10 protein-coding genes are annotated in these 12,940 nt (G+C 34.5%); 3 read left to right on the forward strand and 7 right to left on the reverse strand.

Annotated elements, in window-relative coordinates; translation table 11 throughout:
- Nucleotide 1 precedes the first annotated feature (1 nt).
- From E0W68_RS00515 to E0W68_RS00525, 3 genes are all read right to left on the reverse strand, one after another.
- Nucleotides 2–1,474 carry a molecular chaperone DnaJ gene (locus E0W68_RS00515; protein ID WP_135217458.1) on the reverse strand — a complete coding sequence of 491 codons (1,473 nt, stop codon included), beginning with the start codon at nucleotides 1,472–1,474 and terminating at the stop codon, nucleotides 2–4.
- A gap of 160 nt (nucleotides 1,475–1,634) precedes the next feature.
- The gene (locus tag E0W68_RS00520) at nucleotides 1,635–2,525 is read right to left on the reverse strand and encodes a glycoside hydrolase family 25 protein (protein WP_135217459.1); all 891 of its coding nucleotides are present in this window, start codon (nucleotides 2,523–2,525) and stop codon (nucleotides 1,635–1,637) included.
- Between the two features lie 3 nt (nucleotides 2,526–2,528).
- Nucleotides 2,529–3,275, reverse strand: coding sequence for a CDP-alcohol phosphatidyltransferase family protein (locus E0W68_RS00525; protein WP_135217460.1), 747 nt, complete (start codon nucleotides 3,273–3,275; stop codon nucleotides 2,529–2,531).
- 100 nt (nucleotides 3,276–3,375) lie between these two features.
- On the opposite strand from E0W68_RS00525, the gene E0W68_RS00530 reads away from it, so the two are divergent.
- The 3 genes from E0W68_RS00530 to E0W68_RS00540 all read left to right on the forward strand — a co-directional run bounded on the left by E0W68_RS00530 (nucleotide 3,376) and on the right by E0W68_RS00540 (nucleotide 6,398).
- Entirely contained in the window at nucleotides 3,376–4,449 is a 1,074-nt protein-coding gene (locus E0W68_RS00530) for a putative type IX sorting system protein PorV2 (protein WP_394346277.1), read from the forward strand.
- 13 nt (nucleotides 4,450–4,462) lie between these two features.
- A complete protein-coding gene (locus E0W68_RS00535; RefSeq protein WP_135217461.1) occupies nucleotides 4,463–5,599 on the forward strand; it encodes a lipoprotein N-acyltransferase Lnb domain-containing protein in 1,137 nt (378 codons plus the stop codon).
- Nucleotides 5,600–5,660: 61 nt separating this feature from the next.
- Nucleotides 5,661–6,398: a tyrosine-protein phosphatase gene (locus E0W68_RS00540; protein ID WP_162845781.1), complete on the forward strand. Its 738-nt coding sequence runs from the start codon at nucleotides 5,661–5,663 to the stop codon at nucleotides 6,396–6,398.
- Nucleotides 6,399–6,435: 37 nt separating this feature from the next.
- On the opposite strand, the gene E0W68_RS00545 is transcribed toward E0W68_RS00540, so the two are convergent.
- The 4 genes from E0W68_RS00545 to E0W68_RS00560 form a co-directional block, all read right to left on the reverse strand.
- Complete coding sequence (locus E0W68_RS00545) at nucleotides 6,436–8,814, reverse strand: GumC family protein (RefSeq protein WP_135217462.1); 2,379 nt, start codon at nucleotides 8,812–8,814, stop codon at nucleotides 6,436–6,438.
- Nucleotides 8,815–8,827: 13 nt separating this feature from the next.
- Nucleotides 8,828–9,598, reverse strand: a complete 771-nt coding sequence (locus E0W68_RS00550; RefSeq protein WP_135217463.1) for a polysaccharide biosynthesis/export family protein — start codon at nucleotides 9,596–9,598, stop codon at nucleotides 8,828–8,830.
- Between the two features lie 93 nt (nucleotides 9,599–9,691).
- On the reverse strand, nucleotides 9,692–11,665 hold the full coding sequence (locus E0W68_RS00555) for a polysaccharide biosynthesis protein (protein WP_368856526.1): 1,974 nt from the start codon (nucleotides 11,663–11,665) through the stop codon (nucleotides 9,692–9,694).
- 75 nt (nucleotides 11,666–11,740) lie between these two features.
- Nucleotides 11,741–12,877, reverse strand: a complete 1,137-nt coding sequence (locus tag E0W68_RS00560) for a DegT/DnrJ/EryC1/StrS family aminotransferase (protein ID WP_135217464.1) — start codon at nucleotides 12,875–12,877, stop codon at nucleotides 11,741–11,743.
- Nucleotides 12,878–12,940: the final 63 nt, after the last annotated feature.

The raw sequence follows: 12,940 nt of genomic DNA on the forward strand, positions 1-12,940 counted from the left end.
ACTATCTAAAATATTCGTCCAGCATTTGTTCGTTTGTAAGCCCACTAAACTGCTGCGCTTTGTGCTGTATTGTTTTAACTTCTTCTTCGGAAACTTTAAATAATTCTGCCAGTTTTTTAAATGCCTTTTCTTCCTCCGCAGTTGCCTCTTTGTTGCTAATAGCGCAATGCCACGCAAAAATCAGGCTTCTCCTGTCTTTCCTTACACCTTTTATATATGGTCTTATCTCGTCCAGGCTGTAGGTTCTTGTAAGGCCGGAAGTTACTTTTTCCTTTTTCGATTTACTAATCTTCATTTCATCTAAAAGGTTATCAAACAGTTCTTTCTCGGCAGCCTGCGTTTCATTATCTGCCCTAAACATATAACCTGCTATGTACATAAAGGCAGCCTGCCTGCTTTTTTTGGTAAAATTGCTTATCAACCGGCTAAACCAGCCTTGCTTATAAGTGTGGCTTTTAGGAAGCTCTGTATAATAGCAAATATTGTTTTCTCCTAATACATATAGCGTGTAAGGCTTCCCTTCAAATGAAAATGAGACTTTTGTAATGGGTACATTTTCTAAAGAAGAGCTTACGCGACCCAATCTTGTATTTTTATATTGTTTTGTAAAATCATCAAGTTCATTAAATACATCTTTTACATATTCGTTTTCTGAGATTAAACTATCGCGGTTATCATATATTATTTCATCTTCCTTACTCCACTCTACCAAATCATCATCAAAAAAGGAGGTGTTTTCTGTTTTTTTAAGCGCATCAATCAGGTTTGAATCGTTTACAAAATAATAATCTTTAGTATAATTTTTAAAAGCTGTCCTATATCCTTTAAAAGTCTGGTAATAACTTGTACCATCGCACTTAGGGCATATAATCCGACCCATGCCGGCACAGCCTGTACATTGTCCCATACCATTGCAGCTACTGCAATCTATATGTCCATCGCCACTACACCAAAAGCAGTTATCTCCCATTAATATGTCCAAATCACTTTTTGGTCCGGGCTTACGCTTTTTTAAACCAGTGCCACGGCAATGTGTACATACTTTGCTCCTCTTGCCACGGCATGTATTGCAAACGCCATTACCATTACAGCTAGAGCACTTGCTCTCGGGTGAGCATGTATGTGTTACAACAGTATCCATAAGTGCAAACTTCTTTTCATCATATTCCCCCGCAACATCCGGCAAATTATAATCAAAGTCAAATAAGCCATATTTGGCTTTAGTGTTTGTTCTTTGCAGTTCATTCCCTGCCTCCTCACCATCAAAATAGCAGCGCTCTACAAGCATATATTTTAATAGTGCCTTGCAGGCAGTTTCGCGTGTAATTTCTACATCGTCGGCAAATGCTAAAAGATATTTTATAGAGTCAAAGTCTGCACTGTTTGCATTAATAAATTCTATTAAATTCTTATTATCGTCAGCGTGTAAGCCTGCAATATCTTTATAGGGCTTAGTAATTGTAGGTTTTGGCATATGTTATAATATTGTCAAAAAACAAATATAAATAAATAGATTTATAAGGCGGGCAATAATGTTCGCACTCATCTAATTTGTTTTTGAAAATAATATCCGATTTAAAGAATATTCGGAAGATTGTGTTAATACTATTGTATTCTACACGTGGTTAAAAATCTTATTTACCAGAAATTACCAACTCCATCAAACTCTCTAAGTTTCCATTATAAATATTTACATCCACATTCCCGTCAATACCTTTTATTTGGGCTTTATCGGTAAATTGCCAAAAAAGCCATTCTTTGTGTATCTCCTCTTCAAAAAAGCTGTAATTGGCTATCCACAGGTTATAATCGGTAAATTCTTTTTTCAAGAAATCGGTATAAAAACTCTCTCCACTATATATAATAGGTTTAACGCCATAGTGGCGCTCTACTATGTCCAGCCATCGTTGTAAACCTGTTTTAAGGCTGTCCAAACTTTGTGTTCTGGGTATTTTCTCAATATCAAGCACGGGCGGTAAGTCGCCTTTGGTAAGTTGTACCGTTTTAATAAAATTATTGGCTTGTATAATAGAATTCTCATCAGGACGATAGTAATGATATGCTCCACGCAAATAACCGTTTTCTTTACTGTGCTTCCAGTTCTTCTTAAACTTGCTGTCTGTTTTATCTTTACCTGCTGTAGCACGGATGAATATAAAGTGTAAAGGAAATTCTTCTTCGGCTTGCTGTAGCTCATTCCAGCCTATTGTACCCTGATATTCTGAAATATCAATACCAAATATTTTATCTTTATGACGTCCTACTATTTCATAAATACGCAGGTCGGCAAGTTTGCGTTCTTCTTTAGTTAATGCTTTACTGTGCTTATCTGTTTTAAAACCCAGATAATACAACAAGCCATTACGGTATTTATAACCGGCAAGGAGAATAACCGCGACAAAAAAAACAATCGTCCACCGTTTTACCTTACTCCAAACAGAAATTTTCTTCTTCTTTACAGGCTTTCTTTTGGTTTGAGGTCTTTTAGGCAAAGGTGCTTTTTTGGATGGCGCAGGACGCTTCATGTACTATACAGACTTTTCTATAAATTTATTATTAATATAAGAAAGTATAACATACGAAAGTATGATAAGCGGGATACCTAAATACTCAAAAAAGAATAATAACAATGCTGAAAACACAAGAAAAATCAACTGTATTTTATTAGTATGCCAGTTAAAGTATTTTACTTTGAGCGAAAACAGGGGTATCTCGGCATTTAACAAAAATGCACTAAGCAGGCTAATACCTACCAGTATATACGGGTTGCTAAGCGATTCGAATATAAACCCTGAACCATCAGAATGGTTTAGTATTACAGGAAGGCTCAGTATAAACAGTGCGTTTGCAGGAGTAGGCAACCCTATAAAAGAATCTGTCTGTCGGGTATCAACATTAAATTTTGCCAGCCTGTAACAGGATGCTAACGTGATTATAAACCCAACATAGGGTAACATACCCAGATAGTAATTATCCGCACTCAGGTTATAATCATCATGCAATTCCTGTATATTTTCAAGCAACTTGTACATAACCACTCCGGGTACTACTCCACTGGTAACCATATCGGCAAGCGAATCGAGTTGCAGCCCTATAGCGCTTTGCGCTTTTAAAATACGGGCAAAAAAACCATCCCAAAAATCGAAAAATATACCTATACACACCCATATAAATGCCATTTGTAAATTGGTATCAAAAGCATATACAAGGGCAACAAGCCCTGCAGTAAGGTTAAGGAGCGTAATGAAATTGGGTATTTGTTTGATAACAGACATTGTATATAATTTTTTACAACGCAAAGTTAACACAATAAGTTAATTGAATTAGAGTTTAGTAATTGAGATTTTTATGTAATATTTGCACAAAATAACAGCGTTGAGAAAGTTTCTTTTAATTATATCATTTTTTTTATCACTATATACTTATGCCCAGTCTGTTGCAAAGTATTCTAACGAGTTTATGAATATTGGGGTAGATGCGGCTGCATTAGGTATGAGCAATGCCGTTACAGGGCATACTAATGATGTGAACTCAGGATACTGGAACCCTGCAGGGCTTATACATGTAGAAGATAAACAGATTGCCCTTATGCACGCCAGTTACTTTGCCAATATAGCACAGTATGATTATGCAGGCTTTGCCATGCCTATAGACAATCGCTCGGCATTTGGTATATCAATAATACGTTTTGGGGTTGACGATATCCTGAATACTACTCAACTTATAGACAGCGAAGGTAATATTGATTATAATCGAATAAGCCTTTTTTCTACTGCCGATTATGGTGTTACACTATCTTACGCACGGTCGCTACCGCTGGATGGTTTAAACTACGGTATTAATGCCAAAGTGATACGCAGGATAATTGGCGATTTTGCCAACTCATGGGGCTTTGGTTTCGATATCGGGCTACAATATCAAACTAAAAATGAATGGAAAATAGGCTTAATGCTTCGTGATATAACTACAACTTATAATGTATGGAGCATTGATGAGGAAGAGTATGCCACCATTCGTGATGCTGTGCCGGGCGAAAATCAGGAACTGCCCGAAACTACCGAAATAACATTGCCCAAAGCACAACTTGGCTTTGCAAAAAAATTCCTGATACGCTATGATTACAGTATTTTGGCTGCCGCCAATTTAAATATGCGCTTTGCACAAACTAATGATATTATTTCTACCGAAGCGGTAAGTATAGATCCTGCTGTTGGCTTTGAGTTTGGGTACATCGATTTGGTATTTTTAAGAGGTGGTGTGGGCAACTTCCAGACCATTACACAGATAGACGGCTCAGATAAATTAGGCTTTCAGCCTAATATTGGTTTGGGTTTTAAATACAGGGGAATTTCTATAGATTATGCCCTTACGGACATTGGGGATCAAAGTGCTGCTCTTTATTCAAATATTTTTTCTCTTAAAGTAGATTTGGGTAACTTTATACGCTAAAAACCAAATCCTGATGCAACGTTTTATTACTATCCTACTCCTGCTGTTATCATTTTTCATATCTTCAAAAACTTTTGCACAATTACCCCTTTCGGAACAGGCAAAAATAACATTACTAACCTGCGACCCGGGTGAAGAATTGTATTCCGTTTTTGGGCATACGGCTATTAGAATAGCCGACACAAACACAGGAATGGATGTGGTATATAATTTTGGTTCATTTGATTTTAGTACTCCTAATTTTTACCTGAAATTTATAAAGGGCGATTTACAATATTTTGTATCCATCAGCTCGTATAATGATTTTATTGCAGAGTATATTTATTTAGAAAGAGCTGTATATGAGCAGGAGTTACTTTTGAGCACTGCACAAAAACAGCGCATTTTTAGTGAGCTAAACAGCATACTGCTATCAGACAGGAGGTTTTATACTTACAAATTCATAGACCGTAACTGTACCACTATGGTTGCCGATATTATTGCTGCAAATATTGAAGGAGAAATATCAATGGAAACACCTGATAAGGGTAAAACCAATCGGGAAATTTTATATGGCTATCTCGATAACCATTTCTATGAAAAACTGGGTATCAATCTCATTTTTGGCTATAAAACGGATAAAACAGCCGATAAGCTTTTTTTGCCTCTGGAGTTGAAAGAAGGTATAGAAAACACCTCCATTAATGGAAAGCCTCTGGCAAAACCTGCTGTTACAATAGTGGAAAGTAATGGTAAAATTCAGGAAAGTTCAGTATGGAATAGCTTTTACAGTTTTGCCTTTGTAATGATTATATTAATGCTTTTTGTCAAGAATAAGACTGTTAGGCTAACATATATGATTATAACAGGCTTATTGGGTATATTTTTCTTAACTGTGGGGTTCTATTCTTTCCATAATGAGATAACACAGAATTACAATACACTACTCATAAACCCACTATTTTTATTATTAGCTTTCTTTAGTATAGCTAATAAAGCAAAGGCTATACAAATTACTGCATATGCATGCATGGCATTATTGCTAATCTATATAATATACATGCTTAACAAGCCTCATATTTTTATTATGATACCTATTATACTATTAAATGGCATAGTGCTTTTACACGTTATACTAAAAGCTAAAAAACAGTTACTTAAAACAACCTAAAACACTATACATAGTTATTTTATTTTACTTTTGCTTAGTATAATTAAAAATTTTTGGCATTTTGTTTTTATTTAATAAACCTAAAACCCGACTTACTGACCTTATACCTGATGGATATGTAGATATCCACTCGCACTTGTTGCCCGGTATAGATGATGGCGCAAAAGACGAAGAAGATTCTGATAGGTTAATAACTACATTAATGGATTATGGCTTTGGTCAGTTTATAACCACTCCGCATATACTGACAGGGGTATGGAACAATACTGCCGAAGGTATCAGGACTAAGGAAAAAATAACGATAAACCATCAGAAAGAAAACAATATTAATGTGCCTTTTAGGGCTGCTGCTGAGTATTTAATAGACGATACTTTTGCTTCGCTATTTAAATCGGAACAACTGCTTACTTTAAAAGATAATTATGTACTGGTAGAGATGTCTTACCTAAACCCGCCAATGCAATTGTTTGAGGTACTTTTCGAATTGCAACTGGAAGGTTATAAACCAATACTGGCACACCCGGAGCGATATGTTTTTTACTATAATAACCTGGAGGCATACAAAAAACTGAAAAAAGCAGGTTGCTTGTTCCAAATCAATCTATTGTCAGTCACGGGCTACTACGGAAAGCAAGTTCTGGATATATCCAAAATGCTCCTTGAAGAAGGTATGATAGATTATAGTGGCTCTGATGTACATCATACCCGTCATGCAGAGTCTTTAAAAAATACTGTTTTACTAAAAAAGTATTCAAACTTAGAAAAGGTACTAAATAATAACTCCCGTTTTAAACTTTAAAACAGGAGTTACTTTTTATAAAGAGTAAATTTTACATTTATTTATTTTTTCCAAAAATTCGATCTAACAAGGATCTCTTTTTAACTTCAGCTCCATAGCCATATCCGTAGCCATAACCATATCCGTAGCCATAGCCGTAGCCATAACCATAGCCGCGTTTTTGGTGTGTATCATTAAGCAGGATTGCCATATTAGGAAGTTTTTTATCTTCATACAGCATTTGCGGTATGTTAAGCATTTGTTTATCGAGATGTCCATCTCTCGCCACATATACTACCGAGTGGGCATACTTAGCCACAACCAAAGTATCAGTAACTAAGCTAACAGGGGCAGTATCAACAATAATATAATCGTATTCTGATTTTAATCTGTTAAATAGTTCGCTGATTTTTGAACTCATAAGCAATTCTGCAGGATTAGGTGGTATAATACCCGGAGGCAGTACATCAAAGTTATCAAACCCTTGTTGTTTAACAATATAGCTTTCCAAATTTGTACTATTGGTTGACAAATAGTTACTTAAACCTTTTGAAGGTAAATCAATATATTCATCCAATTTAGGATTTCTGATATCCATACCTATAAGCATAACTTTTTTACCCGATAATGCAATGGTTGTAGCAAGATTTACTGATATAAATGTTTTTCCTTCTTTTGGTATTGTAGAGGTAACAAATATAGTTTTTGCAATACCCTCGGGTACTTGGCTCAGCATAAATTCAAGATTGGTTCTCACAATCCTTAATGACTCTGCAGTACTTGATCTACTGTTTAGGCTTATCAACTCATTGCTGGATTCCGTTCTCGGAACGTCACCCAAAAAGGGTATTGATAAGTTTTTGAGGTCTCTTGATCCATGAATTTTAGTATCCAATAGATTTCTGACAAACAGAATTGAAAAAGGTATAACGCCTCCTAAGAAAAATGCAAAAAGATAAATTAAACTTCCTTTGGGAGAAACCGGTATGTTTGACGCCAAAGCAGAATCAATAATTTTTGAATTGGGTGCTGTCGATGCTAAAGATATAGCTGTTTCTTCTCTTTTTTGAAGAAGAAACAGATACAGTGCTTCTTTTATAGTTTGTTGTCTTTGTATAATGTTATACTCGCGCTGCTGTGTAGGAACTTCGGAAATTTTACTACTGGTTTTATTCTGTTGCCTTATCAGTTCTCTTTGGTTTATTTCCAAGGTATTGATTAATCTGTCAAGACTGGAAATTATATTATTCTTGAGCGCTTCGAGCTGCGTATCTATCTCTCTTACATTTAAGTTATCAGGTCCTGCTCCCGGAAGATATTTTTCTCGTTGTAATATAATGTTATTATATTCCTCTATAAGCAATGGAGCATTACTTGCATCCGCAGCATTTGTGGTAAGAATGTTACCGGGTATAAGCTCTGTTTTAGGGTTTTTAATAACATCTTCCTTCAAAGATTCGACTACTTTTATTTGAGTACCGGCATCTATTAACTTCCTTTCAAATTCTGTAGCATTCTGTAAGAATAAACCTGCTTCAGATATTATATCTGTAATTCGATTTTCTTTTTTATAGTTCTCTGCTTTCTTCTCGACAGTATCTAATTCTGTAGAGATTATCTTCAATCTTTCTTCTATGAAACGAGAGGTGTTTTTAAAAATCTGGTTTTTATCTTTAACTGCATCCTCATTATAGTTTCTAATCACAGAGTTTAAAAAATCTTCTGCTCTTGCTTTTACCGGATCAACAATACTTAGTTCAACAACACTGGTATTATCACTTAATGTTTTAACAGACAATTTTCTATAATAACCTTGTATTGTATTTGCCAGAGACTTGATTACAACATGGGTATCTATATCCCTATTTTTGTCATCAATATTAATAACCGCAAAATTTAATTTATTATAAGTAATAAACTGCCCGAATTTATATTCATCAATTAATTTATCCTCTTGGTTGTATAAAGAGTAAATTCTGCCATCTGTAGATTTTACTTTAAAAGCAGTTAAATTTCTTTGTATTGTGTCTTTAAATATAATTCGTATAGGTGTGTTATTATAAAGATCTGAAGTTTTTAACCTTCCTTCATTAAAATAACTTACATTAAGTTCAAGTTCCTTAACAGCCAATCCTACAATGGTTCTGGATTTTATAATCTCTATTTCGTTATCTACAGTACTTTTAATTTTACCTAACATATCGAACTCAGAAAAGGATGCCATTTCTGAAACCAAACCACCTTTCTTATCATCCTTAACTAGTAAAGTTGCAGTAGCACTATAATTTGGAACTGTATATCTTAAATAAAGAAAAGCTACCAAAAGGCATATTATTATGCTCAAGATAAAATAGTACCAATAGGCAAGGTATTTAAATAGCAGTTCTTTAATATTAAACTCAGAATCCTGCTTAGTAAAACTTTGATTATTATCCATTTATATATTTTATTTACCTGGTGGCAAATGCTATAATTGTTATTAATAAAGAAATTGCAGAAATACCTACTGTTATATTAGGACCTACTGCAGAAGAATTTATTTTAGTTTTATTCGGCTTTACATAAACTACATCGTTATGAGTCAAGTAATAAAAAGGTGAATTAACAAAATCACTGCTGGTTATATCAACTTCATTTACTGTGACAACACCATTATCATGCCTAATTACCGTAACATTTTTGCGTTGCCCATATATTGTCATATCTCCTGCTCCGCTTAATGCTTCAAATAAAGTTATACGTTGTCCGGATATTATCTGATTACCCGGTCTGCTAACCTCTCCTATTACAGAAACTTTATAGTTTAAAAGCCTTATAACAACTCCCGGATTAACCAGATAATCCTTAAGCTTATCTTTGATTTCCATCTCGGCTTCTATAGTAGTTAATCCTGCTAATTTAATTTTCCCTAATCCGGGGAAGTTAATTTCGCCATTTTGGTCAATCAAATAACTTATAAGCGCATCGTTATTAGGAGTTGATCTCATCTCAACACTCCTCATGTTAATATACATTAAATTATATCGGGATGCAAGTTCTGGCTGATCAGATGTAACCGTTATCAATAGAACATCGTCAGGCTGTAATTTACTTTCATATTTAATAGTATCGCTTGCTTGTTGTGAATTAACATCCTGCTGTAAATAAATAATCTTTTTTTTTGACACACAAGAAGTCAATAGAAGGAAAAATGTAAAACAAAATAAAAGTCTTTTTAACATTCAATATTTTTTTAAAAGTAAGATTATAAATTAGTGCCCAAATATAGTCCTTTTAATTAACTATGATGAAAATACAATAACAATTTATTTTTATCAATTTACGGCTTTATCAAGCTCTTCAAAAGCTGAATTCATACTTATAAATTCGGGAACAATCTCTTTCATTTTAGTTACAACTGCTGTAACTGAATAACTTGAGGCACATTCTATTAAATCATTAGTAAGGCACTCCAAACGCGAAAAATCATCATACACCTCTTGTGCTATCATTATTTTTTCATGATGTGTCGGTAATGTTTTAGATGTGTCATTAAGTAACTCCTCATAAAGCTTCTCTCCCGGTCTGAGTCCTACTATTTTTATCATTATATCCTTATCTGGTATAAAGCCTGCAAGTCTGATCATCTTTTTGGCAAGATCTATAATCTTAACCGGTTTACCCATATCAAAAATATAAATCTCGCCTCCTTTACCCATAGCTCCCGCTTCAAGAACAAGCTGACATGCTTCGGGTATGGTCATAAAATATCTTATAATATCAGGGTGAGTAAGTGTTATGGGGCCGCCGCTCTCTATTTGTTTAGTAAATAAAGGTACTACGGAACCGTTAGACCCCAGTACATTACCAAAACGTGTGGTAATGAATTTTGTATTGATATTACCTTCGGCAAGTAATTTGTTATGCAGTGCCTGTACATATTTTTCAGCTATTCTTTTGCTTGCTCCCATTACATTACTTGGGTTTACAGCTTTATCTGTAGAAACCATTACAAAGCTATCCACATCATACTCACAAGCAAGATCTGCTACATTTTTAGTACCCTGCACATTTACAAATATAGCTTGAGACGGATTTCCTTCCATCAACGGAACATGCTTATATGCTGCAGCATGATATACTACATCCGGTTTATAAGCTTTAAAAACCTCATTAAGCTCGTTCCTGTTTTTAACATCGCCTATTATAGTAACTAGTTTTGTTTTGGCTTCAACCTTGCTTATCTCAAGACCGAGATGATGTAGTGGTGTTTCAGCTTGGTCGAGCATAATAACGCATTGCGGATTAAACTGGATTACCTGTCGCACGATTTCGCTGCCTATAGAGCCGGCAGCACCTGTTATTAAAACTTTTTTACCTTTTAATTGTTGAGATATCGAATTATTATCAAGCACAATAGGTTTTCGCTCTAACAAATCTTGAATTTGAAAATTCTTTATCTTTTTAGAAATTTCTTTTTGATCCTCCCAGTCAGATACTAAAGGAACGGTATAAACTTTATAGTTAAATTCAAGACATTCATCTACAATAGCAAGTTTTTCATCTTTCGTAAGGCTCTTATCGGCAATAATTAGTGCTTGTGCACCAAAAACCCGCATAAGTGTAGAAGTCTTTTTCTTATGTTGCAGAATAGGCAGCCCCAAAATCATTTTTGATTTATTTTGGCTGTATTTATCAATAAAACCTACAAGTTTAAACCTTCCCGGTACTTCTGATTTTAATGCATTAGCTACTGCAATAGCATTTGCGTCAGTACCATAAATTATAGCTTTGGTAAGGTGTTGTTTTTTAGTTTGGTTAAGGTAGTTTTCAAAAAACTGTTTAACTAAAACCCTGTATAAGAAAAGGCTTGCAAAAGAAAAAACAGCATTAATGAGTATGCCAATATTTAAAAAAACTAAATCATCTGTAAGGGACTTGTATGCACTGTTAAATGCAAGTAGCAGAAATGCTGCTGTAAATTGCGAGAAAAATATTTTTACCGCGTCTATATAAGACGAGTGTCTAATGATTCCGGAATATGTCCTGAAAACACGAAATGTAGCAAGGCTGATAAAGAGATAAACGGGAATACTTATAACATACAACCTAGGATTAACATATAAAATCCCGGTTCTGTATATTAACACATATGACAGAATACCTGTAACAGAAATAACAAATAAATCTATTACCAGGATAATCCATCTTGGTAAATAACCCAAGTTATCAAAAACCTTCCAGATCTTCGTATCGTTAAGTGCCTTATCAACAGCATTTAACGCATTTTTTTTAAACTTCTTCTCCACTACATCTTTGTTTAACTAAGGTAACTAATCTAAAAACATTGATAAATATATAAAATTTTAACAAAAAATCAACCTCTACATAAAGAAAGATAATACTGACTCTTTTATTCTTGCTTTATCTTCTGCTGTTAAATTAGAGCCTGATGGTAAGCATAACCCATTTTCAAATAATTTCTCAGACACATTACTTCCAAAGTACGGAAATTTCTCAAAAACAGGCTGCATATGCATTGGTTTCCACAATGGTCTGGATTCTATATTATTTTCTTCCATACTTATTCGTAACTCTTCCCTTGTGCGACCATTGGCTTTTTCTGGATCGATTAAAATGGCACTAAGCCAATGATTAGAGAAATAGTCTTCGTTAGGTTCTTTAAAAACAGTTACTCCTTTATTTTCCTTAAATAAATCAGTATAAAAAACATTCATCTCTCTTCTGTTGGCAACATGCGAATCTAATACTTCCATTTGCCCCCGACCAATACCTGCACATATATTACTCATTCTATAATTATACCCTACTTCGCTGTGCTGATAATGAGGTGCATTATCTCGAGCTTGAGTAGAAAGGAAAACTGCTTTATCTTTCCATTCCTGTTTTGCTGTTACGAGCGCGCCTCCGCCTGAAGTAGTTATAATTTTATTTCCATTGAAAGATAATACGCTAAGGTCGCCAAAAGTTCCGCATTTTTGTCCTTTATAAGTACTTCCTAAAGCCTCGGCGCTATCTTCAACAACAGGTATTTCATACTTTCTGGAAATCTCTAAAATTTCATCTATTTTAAAAGGCATTCCATATAAATGTACGGCAATTATTGCTTTTGGTTTTTTTCCTGCAACAATTCTTGCTTTAATAGCATCTTCTAAAGCATTAGGGCAAATATTCCATGTATCAGGCTCACTATCTATGAAAATAGGTGTAGCCCCCAAATACATTATAGGATTTGCAGAGGCTGAAAAAGTCATGCTTTGGCATATAACTTCATCACCCGGTTGTACTCCCAATAAAATCAAACTAAGGTGCAATGCGGCAGTACCTGAGCTTAATACAGCCACATGCGTTTTTTTTTCAAGATATTTTTCAATATCCTTTTCAAAACCATTAACGTTAGGTCCTAAAGGAGCCACCCAGTTGCTATCAAAAGCTTCCTGTACATATTTCTTTTCGTTACCTCCCATGTGAGGTGAAGATAACCATATTTTGTGCTGCATGTTATGATTTAAGATTTTAATTAGCAAATTTAAGTTAAATGAACAAGCCTTAATATTTATTTT

Source organism: Flavobacterium salilacus subsp. salilacus (assembly GCF_004634195.1).
Lineage (GTDB): Bacteria > Bacteroidota > Bacteroidia > Flavobacteriales > Flavobacteriaceae > Flavobacterium > Flavobacterium salilacus.

Bases quoted from the DNA above. Each gene is read 5' to 3' on its own strand.
- E0W68_RS00535 (WP_135217461.1), top strand. From the start codon at position 4,463: ATGCAACGTTTTATTACTATCCTACTCCTGCTGTTATCATTTTTCATA.
- E0W68_RS00520 (WP_135217459.1), bottom strand. From the start codon at position 2,525: ATGAAGCGTCCTGCGCCATCCAAAAAAGCACCTTTGCCTAAAAGACCT.
- E0W68_RS00560 (WP_135217464.1), bottom strand. From the start codon at position 12,877: ATGCAGCACAAAATATGGTTATCTTCACCTCACATGGGAGGTAACGAA.
- E0W68_RS00545 (WP_135217462.1), bottom strand. From the start codon at position 8,814: ATGGATAATAATCAAAGTTTTACTAAGCAGGATTCTGAGTTTAATATT.
- E0W68_RS00515 (WP_135217458.1), bottom strand. From the start codon at position 1,474: ATGCCAAAACCTACAATTACTAAGCCCTATAAAGATATTGCAGGCTTA.
- E0W68_RS00550 (WP_135217463.1), bottom strand. From the start codon at position 9,598: ATGTTAAAAAGACTTTTATTTTGTTTTACATTTTTCCTTCTATTGACT.
- E0W68_RS00525 (WP_135217460.1), bottom strand. From the start codon at position 3,275: ATGTCTGTTATCAAACAAATACCCAATTTCATTACGCTCCTTAACCTT.